Origin of the sequence: Okeania sp. SIO3I5 (assembly GCF_010672085.1) — a bacterium.
Classification (GTDB): Bacteria; Cyanobacteriota; Cyanobacteriia; order Cyanobacteriales; family Microcoleaceae; genus Trichodesmium.
In genome coordinates this window covers 8,873-25,634 of record NZ_JAAHHT010000118.1, presented here as the reverse complement: position 1 = coordinate 25,634, position 16,762 = coordinate 8,873, and the positions used below count along the sequence as shown (strand labels likewise).

15 protein-coding genes are annotated in these 16,762 nt (G+C 34.8%); 5 read left to right on the top strand and 10 right to left on the bottom strand.

The annotated features are described in order from the left end of the window. Positions 1-430: 430 nt before the first annotated feature. The 7 genes from F6K40_RS23505 to F6K40_RS23475 all read right to left on the bottom strand — a co-directional run bounded on the left by F6K40_RS23505 (position 431) and on the right by F6K40_RS23475 (position 6,908). Positions 431-1,531 carry a GUN4 domain-containing protein gene (locus F6K40_RS23505; protein ID WP_293139524.1) on the bottom strand — a complete coding sequence of 367 codons (1,101 nt, stop codon included), beginning with the start codon at positions 1,529-1,531 and terminating at the stop codon, positions 431-433. 59 nt (positions 1,532-1,590) lie between these two features. Continuing rightward, the gene (locus F6K40_RS23500; protein ID WP_293139523.1) at positions 1,591-1,944 is read right to left on the bottom strand and encodes a DUF5615 family PIN-like protein; all 354 of its coding nucleotides are present in this window, start codon (positions 1,942-1,944) and stop codon (positions 1,591-1,593) included. Beyond that, positions 1,941-2,180, bottom strand: coding sequence for a DUF433 domain-containing protein (locus F6K40_RS23495; protein ID WP_202221517.1), 240 nt, complete (start codon positions 2,178-2,180; stop codon positions 1,941-1,943). Before F6K40_RS23495 ends, F6K40_RS23500 begins: the two co-directional genes overlap by 4 nt. A gap of 220 nt (positions 2,181-2,400) precedes the next feature. Further along, on the bottom strand, positions 2,401-2,721 hold the full coding sequence (locus F6K40_RS23490; protein ID WP_293139522.1) for a hypothetical protein: 321 nt from the start codon (positions 2,719-2,721) through the stop codon (positions 2,401-2,403). Between the two features lie 2 nt (positions 2,722-2,723). After that, positions 2,724-2,855, bottom strand: a complete 132-nt coding sequence (locus tag F6K40_RS23485; protein WP_293139521.1) for a papain fold toxin domain-containing protein — start codon at positions 2,853-2,855, stop codon at positions 2,724-2,726. A gap of 922 nt (positions 2,856-3,777) precedes the next feature. Next, positions 3,778-5,106: a hypothetical protein gene (locus tag F6K40_RS23480; RefSeq protein ID WP_293139520.1), complete on the bottom strand. Its 1,329-nt coding sequence runs from the start codon at positions 5,104-5,106 to the stop codon at positions 3,778-3,780. Positions 5,107-5,582: 476 nt separating this feature from the next. After that, positions 5,583-6,908, bottom strand: coding sequence for a hypothetical protein (locus tag F6K40_RS23475; RefSeq protein ID WP_293139519.1), 1,326 nt, complete (start codon positions 6,906-6,908; stop codon positions 5,583-5,585). Positions 6,909-7,114: 206 nt separating this feature from the next. Between F6K40_RS23475 and F6K40_RS23470 the strand changes: the two genes are divergently transcribed. The 4 genes from F6K40_RS23470 (at position 7,115) to F6K40_RS23455 (ending at position 9,264) form a co-directional block, all read left to right on the top strand. Beyond that, a complete protein-coding gene (locus F6K40_RS23470; protein ID WP_365672535.1) occupies positions 7,115-7,651 on the top strand; it encodes a Uma2 family endonuclease in 537 nt (178 codons plus the stop codon). 593 nt (positions 7,652-8,244) lie between these two features. Next, positions 8,245-8,388, top strand: coding sequence for a hypothetical protein (locus F6K40_RS23465; protein WP_293139518.1), 144 nt, complete (start codon positions 8,245-8,247; stop codon positions 8,386-8,388). Between the two features lie 136 nt (positions 8,389-8,524). After that, positions 8,525-8,941: a XisH family protein gene (locus tag F6K40_RS23460; RefSeq protein ID WP_293139517.1), complete on the top strand. Its 417-nt coding sequence runs from the start codon at positions 8,525-8,527 to the stop codon at positions 8,939-8,941. Further along, the gene (locus F6K40_RS23455; RefSeq protein ID WP_293139516.1) at positions 8,929-9,264 is read left to right on the top strand and encodes a XisI protein; all 336 of its coding nucleotides are present in this window, start codon (positions 8,929-8,931) and stop codon (positions 9,262-9,264) included. Before F6K40_RS23460 ends, F6K40_RS23455 begins: the two co-directional genes overlap by 13 nt. A 623-nt stretch (positions 9,265-9,887) precedes the next feature. Here the strand turns inward: F6K40_RS23455 and F6K40_RS23450 are convergent. The 3 genes from F6K40_RS23450 to F6K40_RS23440 all read right to left on the bottom strand — a co-directional run bounded on the left by F6K40_RS23450 (position 9,888) and on the right by F6K40_RS23440 (position 14,458). Beyond that, complete coding sequence (locus F6K40_RS23450; RefSeq protein ID WP_293139515.1) at positions 9,888-12,848, bottom strand: P-loop NTPase fold protein; 2,961 nt, start codon at positions 12,846-12,848, stop codon at positions 9,888-9,890. Positions 12,849-13,023: 175 nt separating this feature from the next. Next, entirely contained in the window at positions 13,024-13,389 is a 366-nt protein-coding gene (locus F6K40_RS23445) for a four helix bundle protein (RefSeq protein WP_293139514.1), read from the bottom strand. A gap of 289 nt (positions 13,390-13,678) precedes the next feature. Continuing rightward, positions 13,679-14,458 carry a photosystem II electron transport protein, Sll1252 family gene (locus tag F6K40_RS23440; RefSeq protein WP_293139513.1) on the bottom strand — a complete coding sequence of 260 codons (780 nt, stop codon included), beginning with the start codon at positions 14,456-14,458 and terminating at the stop codon, positions 13,679-13,681. Between the two features lie 908 nt (positions 14,459-15,366). Between F6K40_RS23440 and F6K40_RS23435 the strand changes: the two genes are divergently transcribed. Further along, the gene (locus tag F6K40_RS23435; RefSeq protein ID WP_365672530.1) at positions 15,367-16,629 is read left to right on the top strand and encodes an adenylate/guanylate cyclase domain-containing protein; all 1,263 of its coding nucleotides are present in this window, start codon (positions 15,367-15,369) and stop codon (positions 16,627-16,629) included. Positions 16,630-16,762 lie beyond the last annotated feature (133 nt).

The following is a 16,762-nucleotide window of genomic DNA, read 5'->3' as shown; positions in this document are numbered from 1 at the left end:
CAACTTGATTTGAGATGAGGGTTTGGAGAGCAAACCCCTACGGTAATGTTTTCTGATTTTTTGGCGCTATGAGGGGTAAGACCCCAAACTGCAACGTTGTAGTTTTTGAGATTTTTGGATGATTTTGAATCTGGTTCTATAATCAATGTTCAACTTGATTTGAGATGAGGGTTTGGAGAGCAAACCCCTACGGTAATGTTTTCTGATTTTTTGGCGCTATGAGGGGTAAGACCCCAAACTGCAACGTTATAGTTTTTGAAATTTTTGGATGATTTTGAATCTGGTTCTATAATCAATGTTCAACCTGGTTTTCTATAAAAAGTGGCAATGCAATTTTTTAATACTGATAACTCGTATCTGAGCGATCGGCAATAAATCAATGGGTTAGAAAAAACTGATAACTGAATAAGACTGTTGAAACGCACTTATGTTAAAGCCTACAAATCTCTGCGCGAGAGAAGAGACACCCGTCACCAAACCAAAACGAACGCACCCCCCTCTGCACAACGCACAACCACGACGGGAGATACCCTATGTAATGCGTATCTAAGCTAAAAGTTAGGTCAGAGTAATACAACCATTCTCCTCCTTGACGCCATCCAACTTTGTCACAGAAATCTTTCCATACTTTCTCATCATACTCTCCCTTACCACCTAATTTCTGATAAATTTTCTTTTGCACAGAAAAGCCAAACTTAGCATGACTATATTGTACCCAAAGTTGGTCAATTGTGCGGAGGTCTCTACAGGGAAATTTATCTATATCTTCTACTCTTAGCCAACCTTCCTCCTCTCGCCCTGCAACTTGCAACATACAACGAGCAGTTTCTTCATCTGCTTCTTCCCACTTTCCTTTACTGAGCAATTTCTTTAATTTAGTATAATCACAACCAACATCAGACTTGAGTTGAACTTCAGACAACTGTTGAGAAATAGCAACAGGCATTTGAGGCCAGATTTTATTTAAAGCTTCTACCGAAATAGCTAACCCTTCCGCTCCCTCATTCTCCATATTGGTAGCTACACCTAAAACACGATCGCTCAGATCAACTACAGGTGCCCCACTATAACCTTTACGAAGGCGGCCTGAACTAATCAACAAATCCCAAACTATAGTCTTTTCATTACTTTGAGTTAGGAAACTCTCTTCACCCAAAACTCCTTTAACAATTTTGAGTCTTCTCTTTTTTTCTTCACCATAAAGATAGTAACCTGCTATCCGAAATTCTCTATTTTCTGCGTTGGATAAAAGTGTTAGTTGCAAGATTGGAATATTGAGATTTTTAACTCGCAATACTGCTAAATCAAAACCTTTAATATTTCCTGTTGCTAAAACTTCTACGAAAATCTCATTAATATCATTTACTAATATATTTTCCTCTTTACCCACATCTTCAACAACATGAGCGCAGGTCAACAGGTAAGTGTAATCTTGATCTTTATAAAAAGCAAATCCAGTACCAATAACATTTGCTTTTTTCTCCAACTTACTGCTAATTAAAACAATAGATTCTTCTAGTGGTAGACTCATTTAACTCTAATAGATATATTGGGTATGGGTATGTTTAAGGAAATACTGAATATTATAAGTTATTGATGTACAATAATAGAGTTTATACTCATTTCTATTAGCGAATTTGCCTCAAGTAGCTCGACTAACTGAGACAGGTTATTTATAAATAAATTCATCAGTTCTTTGTTAGGAATATTACCAGTGGTAACTAACAACAACTTATAAGGTTCTTGACGAATTAAAAAAGAATCAAAAAAATCATGGTCTTTAGTAACAACAATTCGATTTTCTAGAACAGAAAGAGAATTAATTTCTGTATCTGGAGTGGCATTTTGAAGAGGTAAATCTTTTGTGTGAATAGTATCGTAACCCGCAGATCGGAGAAAAACTGCAAGACGCACTGGTAGTTGTGCGTCAACTAAGAACTTCATGGCACTATGCTATAAATACTTTTTACTTGAGTTAAACGAGTAGCAAACTGTAAAGCAGCTAGAATATCGTCTCTTTCTAAATCATCGTAGTCTTCAAGAATTTCCTCAATAGTCATGCCACTACTCAGCAATTCTAGTATAAATTCTACTGGATAACGCAATCCCCGGAGGCAGGGTTTTCCGTGACAGATGTTTGGGTTGATAGTGATTCTTTCTAGGAGTTTTTTATTGCTCATTTCTTCTATTGTTAGTTAATTGAAACTATAAATCAAAAGCTCCTTTGTAGGAATAGTTATATTTGAGAATTACATCATAATATGACAATATAACACAAAAAGGTAGCCTACTTTGGCAGTAGCTTTTGTATTGTCAAAGTTTTTAGTCTATCAAATCTAACTTTTACGGGCGAATGGCCATTCGCCCCTACTGACTTCTGACTTCTAACTTCTAACTTCATTACGCTGCCTGTTTCTCTAATTGCTCTGTGAACTCATCTAGAAGTTGAAAAAATTTATCAAATCCTGCTTTCTCCTCATGACAGGAGAGCATAATTAACTTTGCCCAACTGCTGACACTCTGAACTCCTAGCTTTTCCTGAAGCCATGGCTGGAAGTTTTCATAAAAATATTCTTCTTTTGGAGTCAGGTTTTGCCCCATTTCTGTTCGAGCAAATTCATACCCTACTAAAAACATGAATAAATCGCTCACTGAAGGGCGCCCAAGATACATTCCTGGAGCTTTCTTAATCTTATCAAGAACTTTGAAGAGATTTTCCATCTTTAATATCCTAATTTTTCTAGTTCATCTTCTGCTAACCAGGACATGACAGAGATTGCACATCGATCGCATTCCATAACTGGGTAGGTTACAACAATCTTCCCGATCTCCTGCCATATCGCTTCTTGTTCCAATGCTGCACTTCCTCATGTAGGTGTTATATCATGTCCGGTAGCATCGGTATTGTATAGCAAAGCTAGGGAACACTTAACTGGGAACAGGGAGGAGGGAGGAGGGAACACTTAACTGGCAGGAATACTTAAGAGCCAGAAAAAAACTTAAATTTCCGGTAAAATTCACCCTTGAGTTTACACCAACGATACCAGCGGACATGATATTACCTAAGAAATTTTATAAAACAATTTTACCACTTTACGGCTTTGTTGTATGAAAGCATATAGCTACCGCACTTTGCTTTTGCTTATGTACTTCATACTTCTACAACTATTGTCCAATAAATAAATTAAACATCAAAGATTGATAAAAAAAAGGCTGAAACTTATATCTGGAAAGGCTTTGAGCGATTTAACTATTGGCCAATAAATGAATCAAACATCAAAGATTGATAAAAAAAGGCTGAAACTTATACCTGGAAAGGCTTTGAGCGATTTAACTATTGGCCAATAAATGAATCAAACATCAAAGATTGATAAAAAAGGCTGAAACTTATACCTGGAAAAGATTTGAGCGATTTAACTATTAGCCAATAAATGAATCAAACATCAGATTTATAGCTGAGGGTGATATAGCTGCCACTAGGTTCACCTTTCATGTCGGCTCTGGCAACCGAAAAGCGGAACGGATTTTCTATATAGCAGTCGAAGCAAAGATTAGGACATAGACTGATGATGAATCTTATACTAGGAAACACTTTTCCAACTGTTCCCTGTTCCCTGCTATAGCTATTACAACAAAGCCCCACTTTACAGAAAAACTATGCACTTAATTCAAAAAAATAGGTAGACGATTTCCAAAAATCCCCTACCTAATATTGAGAGTAAAAAACCTCATCCGTGTATCCGTGGCAAAATCACTGTTTGCTTCCCTAATTTCAACTTATAAATTTTTCTGTTTACCCTTAGCAAACTTCAATAATTCTTGAGCTTCTTGATGATAAGTTGTCCCTGGTTTCACATTCTCTAACTGATTAATAATAGATTGAATTGTACTAGCAAGTAAACCCCGATTAGGATTATCATCAACAGCATACCTTTGCCAATCAGCTATCAAATTTTTAGCCTGTTTAAAAGCTATTCCTGACTCTTTTTCTGCCTGTAGTCGCATTTTCACATTAGCTAAATTAACTTGATATTCTGCTAATTTTGTCTGTGCTTCTAAATAACTAGGGTTATCTACTGGTACTTTCTGCAATTGATTAATTGCTTTTTGCCATAAACTCACCACCAGTTGCCACTGTTGTTCTGGATGGGGGGCATTTTGGGAAGCTTTAGCAGCTTCAAAACCAAATCTTTTCGCTACTTCCATTAGAGTGAAACTGCGCTTACTTCCCTGAGTCAAACCTGCCTCTTTTTTGAAATCTCGCTTAGTCGCTGCTAATTTCGGTTTCACCATTTTTGCAGCGAGAGTAGTTGGTGGAATTTGCTCTAACTTATCTATTGCTTCTTGCCACTCAGCGATCGCCTGCTGTTTTTCTGTGGGAGTTGTCGCTTGCTGATACTGCTGTTTAGATATTTGAATTGTTTGCTCTGCTTCTTTTAACAATTTTTGAGCATTTTTTTCTTGAAACCCCCTTGCCTCAATTTGTCCTACCCTTTTTCTCGCCCTTTCAAATTCATCCAGAGTAAATTGCCAAGTACAACGAAACAAAGTGCAATATCGTTGTGGATAATAACCTAAAAACCATACTGGCAAACCATCTAGGTGTTTTTGTGCTTCCGCAACTCTCTGGGTTCCCAAATTGATATCAGCGCTAGAAGTTGCTTTATTGATCAGTTGATCTGCTTGTTCAGTTTTAGCGATCGCTTCTCGGTAGTTACGATCCATGCTGATGTAGCTTGGTAACAATACCATCGGTGCGACACTAGCTACTGGTTTGCGAATCATCGGATAAGGTAAATTTGCTACCCAGACTAAACCTGCTACTCCGACAGCAGCTAAACCTGCTAACTGAAGTAATATTACTGTTCCTGCGGGATGGTTTTCTCTTGCTGCTTTTTTGAGAACTTCTTCACTAAAGGTTGGATATTGGTCTACAATTAGTTCTCGTAATTCTTCTAATTTCGCAGGTTCGCCAGACTGCATCCGTAGTTTTTCCAATCGCTTCAGGATTATTTTCTGGCCTATTTCACCTGTGAGGTCTTCTTTAGATAATTTTTTGATTTCTTCACTTAATATTTCGTAAGCATAGTTGTACAGACGTGGCATATTTTCACCTCTAGATTATAATCATTTTTAGTTTAAGCTTAACTTTTTAATTAGTCATCAGCCAAACTATCAATATTTCTTTATAAAGAGACTAGCATAAAGTCAAAATATTATCCATTATCCATTATCCATTATCCATTAATGAAGTAGGCAAACCCAGAAACCGGGTTTTTTCGTAGATGTCTGGTGTTATAGCAGTCTAAGCAAAGGTTAGGACAGTTATAAATTCTGTTTGCGCAGCATTCCGTAGGAAAACCCTTTGATAGTTTACTGTTCCCTGTTCCCTGTTCCCTATTCCCTAGCGCGTAGCGCTATAAAAACAACGATTTCTCCTAAAAACCCGGTTTCCCGTGGGTAAGTCCTGTATTTTTCAACGATTTCTCCTAAAAACCCGGTTTCCCGTGGGTAAGTCCTGTATTTTTCAACCTGATTCGTGTATCCGTGGCAAAATCCCTTTTTGCCTCCCCAATTTCAACTTATAAATCTTTCTGCTTATCCTTAGCAAACTTCAATAATTCTTGAGCTTCTTGATAATAAGTTGTTTCTGGTTTCACATTCTCTAACCGATTAATAATTTCCTGTAACTTACTAGCAACTACACCTCGATTAGAATTATCAACAACATATTGTTGCCATTCTGCAATTAAATCTTTACCCTGCTTAAAAGCTGTTCCTGACTCTCTTTCTGCTTCCAATTTCATCTTGATATTAGCAAGATTAAGCTGATATTCCCCTATTTTAGCTTGCGCTGCCAAATAACTTGGATTATCTGCTGATATTTTCTGTAATTGATTAATTGCTTGCTCCCATAAACCGACTATTACCTGCCATCGTTGCTCTGAATGAGGTCCATTTTGCGCAGCTTCAACTGCCTGTAAACCAAATTGTTTTGCCACTTCTATAAAAGTGAAACCGCGTTTATTGCCACTAGCAGAACCCACCTCTGTTCGAAAATCTCGTTGAGCTGCTGCTAATTGTGGTTTTGCCATTTTTGCAGCAACAGTAGTAGGTGGAACTTGTGCTAACTTATCTATACCAGTTTGCCAGTTAGCGATCGCCTCATTTTTTTCTGTTGAGGTTGTAGCTTCCAGATATTGTTGTTTACCACTTGCAACTGCTTTTTCTGCCTCCGTTAGCGATTTTTGAGCATTTTTTTCTTGAAATACCTTCGCCTCCATTCGTCCTACCTGTTTTCTCGCCGTTTCAAATTCATCTAATGTAAATTTCCAAGAACAACTGAAAAAGGTACAGTACCTTTGAGGATAATAACCCAAAAACCAAACTGGCAATTCATCTAGATGTTTTTGTGCCAAAGCAACTTTTTCAGCACCAAAATTAATATCTGCACTAGAAGTTGCTTTATTAATTAATTGATCTGCTTGTTCAACATTAGCGATCGCCTCTCGATAGTTATAATTCATATTTATATAACTAGGTATTAAAATTATTGGTGCTACTCTCGCCACAGGTTTACGAATCATTGGATAGGGTAAATTTGCCACCCAAACTATCCCTGCTATTCCCGCTAATGCAGCAGGTATCAAAGCAATTTTACTCCAGACTCCAGACGGTTTATTTGCTTTAGCTGCTTTCTGAATAACTGTTTCATTAAAATCAGGAAATTGGTCTTTTACTAAATAGCTTAACTCTTCTTCTTTTAGTGGTTCTCCTGATTGGAAAGTTAATTTATCCAACCTTTTCATTACTATTTTTTTTCCTACTTCCCCAACCAAATCTTCTTTGGAACATTTGTCAACTTCTACTTCTAATATTTTATAAGCTCGGTTATATAAACGTGACATCTTTTTACCTCTAACTATTACTTAGGTTTCCGGATTAAGTGATAAAAAAGTTTTTGTTTGTAGTCTTGCTCTAGCCCAAACAAAATCTGGCTAGAGCAAAACTACTAGCTCTAATTATAACTATTCAACCGGAGATAGTATTACTTATATTATAATACTCAGATAACTCATCAGTCCAGTAGTTAATTTAATAGGAGATATACCCAATGGTTGCCCAACTTAAAAGCCAACTAATGACCCCCCAAGAATATCTGGAATGGGAGGAAAAACAACCGATTAAATATGAATATATAAATGGTCAAGTTTTTGCTATGACTGGAGGAACTATTCCTCATAACGACATTGCAGTTAATTTGACTACAATCTTAAAAAATCATCTGCGAGGTAAAGGATGTAAAGTCTCAATGGCAGATGCTAAACTTGGAGTGTCTGAAGACGGACCTTTTTATTATCCTGATGTAATGGTTACTTGCGACGAACAAGATAGACGTGCAACTAAAGTTATTTATCATCCTTGCTTAATTGTTGAAGTTTTGTCTCCTGGTACTGAAGGGAGCGATCGCGGTAAAAAGTTTCAAAATTATCGTCGTATTTCTACTTTAAAAGAATATGTTTTGATTGATGCAAAAAAGATGATGGTTGAATGTTTTCGGCTTAATCAAAATGGCATTTGGGAACTTTATAATTATGGAGAAAAAACACGAGGTAAATTTAACTTCTGTAGAGCTAAGTTTTCCGATTGAAAGACTTTATGAAGATGTAGTTTTAGAGGAATAAGTAGGTTGGGTTAAGCGACAGCCCCACCCAACACCAATCAATTCAAAATTCAAAATTATTAATTCAAAATTATAGCCATTGATGCACAAAAGATGATAGTTAAATGTTTTCGGCTGAATCAAAATGGCATTTGGGAACTTTATAATTATGGAGAAAAAACACGAGGTAAATTTAACTTCTGTAGAGCTAAGTTTTCCGATTGAAAGACTTTATGAAGATGTAGTTTTAGAGGAATAAGTAGGTTGGGTTAAGCGACAGTGCAACCCAACAACAATCAATTCAAAATTATAGCCATTGATGCACAAAAGATGATAGTTAAATGTTTTCGGCTGAATCAAAATGGCATTTGGGAACTTTATAATTATGGAGAAAAAACACGAGGTAAATTTAACCTCTGTAGAGCTAAGTTTTCCAATTGAAAAACTTTATGAAGATGTAGTTTTAGAGGAATAAGTAGGTTGGGTTAAGCGACAGCGCCACCCAACACCAATCAATTCAAAATTCAAAATTATTAATTCAAAATTATTAATTCAAAATTATAGCCATTGATGCACAAAAGATGATAGTTAAATGTTTTCTGCTGAATCAAAATGGTATTTGGGAACTTTATAATTATGGAGAAAAAAACGAGGTAAATTTAACCTCTGTAGAGCTAAGTTTTCCAATGGAAAGACTTTATGAAGATGTAGTTTTAGAGGAATAAGTAGGTTGGGTTAAGCGACAGTGCAACCCAACAACAAGCTTATATATGTTGGGTTTCGTTCCTCAAATCAACAAATTGTCAATAATTTTTTATTATAGACATAAGAGCGAATTAGTATAAAATTTGATGTAAAATTATGCCTACCAAAGATGTTTTTCACGATGCTGTTAAAAATGCCTTAATCAAGGAAAATTGGACTATTACTGATGACCCCCTTTTTTTAGAATTTGGTGGAGTTGATATGTATGTCGATCTGGGTGCAGAAAAACTTGTTGCTGCAGAGAAAGATGGAAAAAAAATTGCTGTAGAAATTAAAAGTTTCATTCAAAAATCAATAACTTATGAATTTCATACGGCATTAGGTCAGTATTTGAATTATCGTTTTATTCTTAATCAAAAAGATCCAGAGAGGATTTTATTTTTAGCTGTTCCTGAAGATAGTTATAAAACTTTTTTTAGGTTACTATTTACTCAAGGAATAATTGCTGAACAACGTCTTAAAATAATTATTTATAACGTAAATCAGGAGGTAATTATAGAATGGAAAAATTAGAAAAATACAGAAATTATATCGAGCAAATAATTAAGGAATACGGACAATATAAACCGTCTTATGGAGAGGTGGAAGTACAAACAATTTTTGACAGGGAACGAGACCATTATCAACTTTTAAATGTTGGTTGGGATGGCAATGAAAGAATACGAGGATGTGTTTTACAGATAGATATTAAAAATGAAAAAATCTGGATACAACATGATGGTACAGAAATTGGTATTGCCGGTGAATTAGTAGATTTAGGAGTTCCATCATCAGATATTGTTCTGGCTTTTCATGCACCTTATAAACGGAAATATACAGGTTTTGCTGTGGAGTAAATTAAGGAATTCAAAATTCAAAATTCAAAATTCAAAAGTTAGACTTTTTAGAGAAGTTAAAAGTTAAAAGTTAGATTTTTTAGCCATCAGAAATTATTCGATAAAAAAACCGTAGGGGTTTGGTCTCCAAATCCAATAAATTAAAAATTCAAAATTCAAAATTCAGATTTTTGAGAGAAGTTAAAAGTTAAAAGTCAGATTTTTTAGCCATAATCAATGATTCGTGAAAAAACCGTAGGGGTTTGGTCTCCCAACCCAATAAATTCAAAATTCAAAATTCAAAATTCAGATTTTTGAGAGAAGTTAAAAGTTAAAAGTCAGATTTTTTAGCCATAATCAATGATTCGTGAAAAAACCGTAGGGGTTTGGTCTCCAAATCCAATAAATTCCCTAGTCAAAATTCCCAAGTCAGATTTTTTAGCCATAATAAATCATTCGAGAAAAAAACCGTAGGGGTTTGGTCTCTAAATCCAAGAAATTCCCTAGTCAAAATTCCCAAGTCAGATTTTTTAGGGAAGTTAAAAGTTCAAAGTCAGATTTTTTAGCCATAATAAATCATTCGAGAAAAAAACCGTAGGGGTTGGGTCTCCAAATCCTTAGTCTCCAAACCCATTTACTTTTTTTTACAAGTCTTTGCTGAGAATAGATAAGTACAATTTCAATGCTTTTTCTTTTATTCCTTTCTCAGAATTTCTGTCTATAATTAAGAGATTTTTTTGCTGTTTCTTCTGTTTTGTTTCCAAACTAGGTATTTCCGCAGTCCATAAACACGGAAGTACACCGTCTAATTCTAAGTTAAGGTCATTGTGTAATAACCACTGCCTCTGCTTTTGCCAACCCAAACTTTCGTAAAAATTATTCAAAACCTCTATTTCCGAACCTGTCCTATCGTTCTCATGGTAAATTTTCTTTTGAACACTGAAGCCATATTTACCCTCACTATATTTTACCCAAAGTTGGTCGATAGTACGAAGGTCATCAGAAGGGAAGTTTTCAGTAGCTTCTGAATATAGTGAGTATTCAAAGTCGCTTAAGCGCAACAATGGAAATCGTCTTGGTAATACTACTGCTGCAAATACTACGATGTATAGTATTGGTAGTGCCAAAATTAGTGCTGATACTTCTATTATTACCCCCACTATTATTCCTACTCCCATTCCTACAATCAATCCAAATCCTATTCCTCCTGTTAATCCTGAAGGGAGATCTTTACTAATTACTTCTTTTACTATTTTTCTTCTCTCTGTTTCTTGTAGCGATTCTAATAATACTATAAGCATCAGTAATGATGTTGATGACAATCCAATTAACAATCTCACTAATATTGATACTAACAAACCCGATGATAGTATCCCTGTTGATACTGTCACTGCTATTATTTCTACTAAAACTGTTGCCACCAACCCTACTTTTGCTTCTTTCCAAAATACAGATAAGTATTTTTTGATTTTATTAGCTTGAAATATGAGAGCGAAAGTTTCATCATTAGCTTCTTTAAACTTCTCTGCTGCTAATTTAAACTTCTCTTCCGCTAAGAACTTATGACCTGCTCCTAGTAACTCACGAAGTTTGAAATATTTAGGAGATATCCCCTGTGGTGAAACTTGCAGTAGTTTTTTAACCGCTCCCTTTTCAAAAATATACTTTTTATCATTATTATTCGATTTCATTTTAGAGAAAAGTAACTGTTTAGTTTTTGGGTAATTATTAATCCAATAACTTGCACTTCCTTTCTCCTTTAATGGCATTATGGAGTTATTTAATCCAGGAGATTGATCGATAGCCAATTTTTCTAAATCAGCAAGTAGTTGATTATTATTTTTAAGTTCAAAAAGAAGACGAGGATATTTAAGTATTAGTGCAGTAAACTTACCCATCTGTTCTATGGTTATAGTTTGTCTCTCAGCAAAAGTAACTCCAATAGAATAATAAGCAATATAAGTTTTTAAAGTCAAAGCATTAACGTATTGTTTTAAACGACGTGGATTATTATCAAAAAACGGAGCAACTATTTCAATCAGGTTAGCAAGACTTTCTGGTTCTAAATCTTTTTCAATAACTGGGAAAATAGGTAATTCTGGATAGGGAACCTCCGTTTCTTCAAGTTCTGAGCTTTGTTCTAAAGTTGGAGATTCTGCTGCTTCTGTTTCTGCCTCTTCTTTTGATTTTGATGAAAATAATCTGTTGAAAATTTTGGCAATAAAACTATGAGGAATCCAAAAAAAGTATTTTTCTTCATCAGCTTCTATTTTTGTCTCACTTTCAGATACTTTTTCCAGAAAATTATTTAACGTCTTGGGAGAAGATTCAGGAACAGAGAATGATAATTGCACAAACTTTTCCAGAAAACTAAAACCATAATCTACTTGTTTGATAGACCTATCATTTTCATTTTCCCAATCTCGATCTTCTTTAGCAATTGAAGCTAGAAAAGGAATCACATCTTTTTGTTTAAAAGTTATCGAAGCTGCCACTTTTTCCCGATCCATACCCAAAATAAAAATCAAATTTTGGTCATCAGAAATCATCATATTTAGACCTTGCAATAAGTCAGCAGCTTTACCCAATTCACAACGATCAAGGTCATCAATAAAAATATAAATTTTCTCTTCTTTACCTACATAAGCACTAACAATTTTAGAAAAATCTTCGTGAAATTTTTCAATAAAAGCAGCTTCCTTTTCATAATCAGGAGACTGGAGATATTGAGTCAAATCCATTTTCTCGTCGCCAATTAACTCTTTGATTATTCCCAAAAGTTTTCCCATTCCGGCAAACGAACTGCTAATTCCCACGAGTTGTAACAAAGCATTCAAATAAAAATTATTTGCATCTTCATTATTGCTTGATTCTGAATCTCGACCGCTATTTTCCTTTGCTTCATTGTTAGTTGTTTCACCATCTTCTTTTTCACTTTTCTCTTCCTCCTTTGAATTTGAATTTACAAGACTAGCCAAATTTTCAGACAACTGAGAAATTCCTTCAAAGCCAAATTTCAGATATACAAATGGAATAGCTACAGTAATACTAGAAATCAAGGAAGCCATCACCAAAGTCTGAATAGCTTTAATCGGTTTATCCTTAAAATTTAAACGATAAATAATTAGCTTAAAGTGACTGTATAAATTGTAGAAAAAATCAGGAACGTTGCGATTTTTAGATAATTCTTCCAAAAAAGAAAGAGCAAAAGTCGCCCAAAGTGATTCAGATTTTTCATGTCGCCAAGCATTAAACGAAACTGTCTGAGTTTTTTGCTTTAATCCTAATCTGAAAAACTTCCAGATATTTGATAGATTGCTGAAAATAATCTGGTCTTCTTTAATTTTTTGCCAAACCTCTGCTAAATCTTTTTTATCTAATTCTTCAGACTTCTTTTGAATCTCCTTTTCCAACTGTTTCATAAAAGAAGATTTACCACTTCCCCATTCACCTTCGATAGAAATAGTCAGTGGAGGTTTTGTATTTTCATTAGTTAAAAATTCAGCCATAGCTATCACATAAGGAGCAAAACCAAGTTCATCTTTTGTTGTTGCTTGGTCTCCGACAGTAATAATTTTGTGGGATTTATCTGTATATTCTGGCATGATTTTAGAGGAGACAGGAGACAGGAGACAGGAGACAGAATGAAAGAAGGAGTCAGGAGACAGGAGACAGAATTAAAGAAGGAGACAGGAGACAGGAGACAGGAGACAGAATTAAAGAAGGAGACAGGAGGAAATTTAGGAATTTAGGAGCAGTCACAGGAGTCAGGAGATTAGATTATCTACGTTGTTCAATTGCAGCAATGTATGAATCTAGTAATTTACTTACTTCTTCTAAATGTAGTAGAAGTTCTGAAGTATCCCCATATTCAAGGTCATTTGCCAAAATTAAGTAATATCGTGACTCCTCTAGGGAACCTTGTGCAATATTCAAAAATCTGATTTTATCAGCTAAACCCTTTTTCCGAAAGCCTTCTGCTATATTCGCTGGAACTGATACAGTCGCTCGTCTCAACTGAGAAGTTAATCCATAGGTTTCCGTTTTGGGAAAGTTGCTACTTAAACGATACACTTTTAATACCATTTGGTGTGCTTTTTGCCAAACAATTAAATCTTGAAAATTTTGAGCAGGTTCTCTCTTCATTCTGATACCAAATCCCCATATAAAAAAAGGTGTTAACTAATAAAGTATTTATACACCTTTTTTTAACCCAGATTTGATATGACTCCTTCTTCCTCCTTCCATTTTGTCTCCTATCTCCTATCTCCTATCTCCTGTCTCCTGACTCCTTCTTCCTCCTTCCATTTTGTCTCCTATCTCCTATCTCCTATCTCCTGTCTCCTGACTCCTTCTTCCTCCTTCCATTTTGTCTCCTATCTCCTATCTCCTATCTCCTGTCTCCTGTCTCCTGTCTCCTGACTCCTTCTTCAATCTAAACATAACGTGTTAAATTCACCCGATAACGTTCTTTTTTAGTAATCGCAACATCTCCTATTTCTAACCTTCCTTTTCCTCGAATAGCAATTAAATCTCCCGTTTTTACTGTATAACTTGCCTGACTAATTTCTTTCCAATTAACTCTTACATCTCCCCCATTAATTAAGTCAACCATTTTACTCCGAGACATTCCAAAACCTGCCGAAGCAACTGCATCCAATCTCATAGAAGCTTCCACAGTTGTTAACTCCTTCTTTTTCGGTTCTCTTATTCTTAATTCACTCAATTCTAGCGGTTTAATTTTTACCGGAACAGACCGAACCTGTTGGAAATTCATCTCTAAATATTCCACCAATTCTGGCACAACAATTGCCTGGGCACCTCGTTCTCCCAAAACAATAATATCCCCCGTTTTTTCTCTGATAATTCCAGTACCCAACATCGAACCCAGAAAGTCTCGGTGAGTAGCAGTATCAAACAGAAAATTTCCCTCAATATTAATAGCCTTTAATTCCACACTAGAAGTATCAATAGGTAAATCCGAACGAGCGATCGCTAATCTTTTTCGTTCTGCTTGAGGATAACCACCCCATGAAATTATTTCTACTTCAGTTAACCTTTGAAAAATTCTTTCTGCTTCAAATATTTCTGGCGGTGATAAAAAATCACTCTGAGTAATTTCCCAAGTTTTAATAGCTTGTTCAGCTAAGTCTATTATCCGAGTAATAGTTTCGCGATTTTCGATTCCTTTAAGTAGTTCTTCTTTTGGCAACATAATTATTATTTAGGGAGTAGGGAGTAGGGAATAGGGAATAGGGAGCAGTTAATAAAATCTGTTGTTATATATAACTGTCTCTCAAATATCCTCCTAATTTTAAACTTCACAATGCTGAATTCTGAGTAATTTTCAAACTTTTAATAGTTGGTTCGGCTCAATCAATTATCCGAGTAATAGTTTGGCGATTTTCGATTCCTTTAAGTAGTTCTTTTTTTGGCAACATAATTATTATTTAGGGAGTAGGGAGTAGGAAGTATGGAGTAGAATCTGTTGTCATATATAACTGTCTCTCAAATATCCTCCTAATTTTCAACTTCACAATGCTGAATTCTGAGTAATTTCCCAACTTTTAATAGTTGGTTCGGATCAATCAATTATCCGAGTAATAGTTTGGCGATTTTCGATTCCTTTAAGTAGTTCTTCTTTTGGCAACATAATTATTATTTAGGGAGTAGGGAGTAGGAAGTATGGAGTAGAATCTGTTGTCATATATAACTGTCTCTCAAATATCCTCCTAATTTTCAACTTCACAATGCTGAATTCTGAGTAATTTCCCAACTTTTAATAGTTGGTTCGGATCAATCAATTATTCGAGTAATAGTTTCCCGATTTTCAATTCCTTTAAGTAGTTCTTTTTTGGGTAACATAATTATTATTTAGGGAATTCTACTACTGCTAATATATTCTATCTTTAGTAATTTTGTAATTTCTTACTTTTGGCAACTTTGTGTAAACCTCCAATCAAAAATTTATGATATATTATTAACCCGTTAAATATACATTTTCAAGAGAATATTAAGTCTAAAATATTAATACAGTATACACTAAAAAGCAATTTCTCTGAAGTTAAATTTTGAATTTACTTCCGTAAGTAGTCTAATTGAATAGCGCAGCCGAAAATTAAAATGTGGGAATTACTAAAAACTATTCTTTCGCCCAGTCAATATATGCCCCATGGTAATTGTTATCTGTGGCAAACTTCATTAGTATGGCTACACCTTATGAGCGATCTATTAATTGCTGTAGCCTATTTTTCCATACCAGTAATGTTGCTATATTTCCTCTACAAAAGGAAAAAAGAAGTTCCATTTCAAGGAGTATTTGTTTTATTTGGAGCATTTATTATTTTATGTGGTTTGGGTCACTTATTAGAAATTTGGACATTGTGGCATCCTGCTTACTGGCTTTCGGGAATAGAACAAGCAATGACTGCCTTTGTTTCCTGCTGGACAGCGTTACAATTGGCAACTCTTTTGCCTCAATTTTTAGCTTTAAAAACACCAGAACAATTAGAAGCAGTTAACCGAGAGTTACAAAAAGCTTTAGACAAAGAATTAAAATTAACCGAAGCTACAACTAAATTTGTACCAAATCAATTTCTTTCATTGATGGGATATGAAAATATTACAGATGTCAAATTAAAGGATAGTGTGAAATATAAAATGTCAGTTTTATTCGCTGATATTCGCAACTTTACTACTATTTTAGAAACCATGAAACCAGAAGAGAGTTTTAGATTTATCAATGGCTATCTTTCACAAATGGAACCAGCAATAATCGAACATCACGGTTTTATTGATAAATACATAGGTGATGCGATAATGGCACTATTTGCAGGTAAAGCTGATGATGCAGTTCGTGGAGCTATTTCGATGTTAAAGCGACTAAATGAATATAATAAAACTCGGCAAAGGCCAAACAGAAAACCATTAAAAATTGGGATTGGAATTAATACTGGAGATGTGATTTTAGGTACAGTGGGAGGCGCTCAGAGAATGGATGGTACGGTTGTGGGTGACGCAGTAAATATAGCATCTCGTGTAGAAGGATTAACTAAACTATATGATGTATCTTTATTAATTACTAATTCTACTTTTGATTCCTTAGAAAATCCCCTAGAATATTCCATTCGTTTAATTGATAGAGTTAAAGTTAAAGGAAAATCAAAAATGGTGACATTCTTTGAAGTTTTTGATCTAGATTCACCTGAATGTGTAGAGGGGAAAAAAATTACAAAAGCTATCTTTGAAGAAGCAATGATGCTCTATTCTCAAAGAAAATTGAGTCAAGCTGCTCGACTATTTCAAGATTGTCTAAATCAAAATCCTAGCGATCGAGTAGCTCAAATTTATTTAGAACGTTGTCAAGTTTGGGATATTTACAAATGACCGAAGAAAAATGTTTGAGGATTTTTAATTCCAGAGAAAATCCCCGAGAATATTCCATTCGTTTAATTGATCAAGTCAAAGTTAAAGGAAAAGCAGAAATAGTGACATTATTTGAAGTTTTTGATGTAGATTT

What these genes read in the sequence shown, in the direction of transcription:
- F6K40_RS23505 (WP_293139524.1), bottom strand. Translation starts at nt 1,531, where the DNA reads ATGAGTCTACCACTAGAAGAATCTATTGTTTTAATTAGCAGTAAGTTG.
- F6K40_RS23500 (WP_293139523.1), bottom strand. Translation starts at nt 1,944, where the DNA reads ATGAAGTTCTTAGTTGACGCACAACTACCAGTGCGTCTTGCAGTTTTT.
- F6K40_RS23495 (WP_202221517.1), bottom strand. Translation starts at nt 2,180, where the DNA reads ATGAGCAATAAAAAACTCCTAGAAAGAATCACTATCAACCCAAACATC.
- F6K40_RS23490 (WP_293139522.1), bottom strand. Translation starts at nt 2,721, where the DNA reads ATGGAAAATCTCTTCAAAGTTCTTGATAAGATTAAGAAAGCTCCAGGA.
- F6K40_RS23480 (WP_293139520.1), bottom strand. Translation starts at nt 5,106, where the DNA reads ATGCCACGTCTGTACAACTATGCTTACGAAATATTAAGTGAAGAAATC.
- F6K40_RS23475 (WP_293139519.1), bottom strand. Translation starts at nt 6,908, where the DNA reads ATGTCACGTTTATATAACCGAGCTTATAAAATATTAGAAGTAGAAGTT.
- F6K40_RS23470 (WP_365672535.1), top strand. Translation starts at nt 7,115, where the DNA reads ATGGTTGCCCAACTTAAAAGCCAACTAATGACCCCCCAAGAATATCTG.
- F6K40_RS23465 (WP_293139518.1), top strand. Translation starts at nt 8,245, where the DNA reads ATGATAGTTAAATGTTTTCTGCTGAATCAAAATGGTATTTGGGAACTT.
- F6K40_RS23460 (WP_293139517.1), top strand. Translation starts at nt 8,525, where the DNA reads ATGCCTACCAAAGATGTTTTTCACGATGCTGTTAAAAATGCCTTAATC.
- F6K40_RS23455 (WP_293139516.1), top strand. Translation starts at nt 8,929, where the DNA reads ATGGAAAAATTAGAAAAATACAGAAATTATATCGAGCAAATAATTAAG.
- F6K40_RS23450 (WP_293139515.1), bottom strand. Translation starts at nt 12,848, where the DNA reads ATGCCAGAATATACAGATAAATCCCACAAAATTATTACTGTCGGAGAC.
- F6K40_RS23445 (WP_293139514.1), bottom strand. Translation starts at nt 13,389, where the DNA reads ATGAAGAGAGAACCTGCTCAAAATTTTCAAGATTTAATTGTTTGGCAA.
- F6K40_RS23440 (WP_293139513.1), bottom strand. Translation starts at nt 14,458, where the DNA reads ATGTTGCCAAAAGAAGAACTACTTAAAGGAATCGAAAATCGCGAAACT.
- F6K40_RS23435 (WP_365672530.1), top strand. Translation starts at nt 15,367, where the DNA reads ATGTGGGAATTACTAAAAACTATTCTTTCGCCCAGTCAATATATGCCC.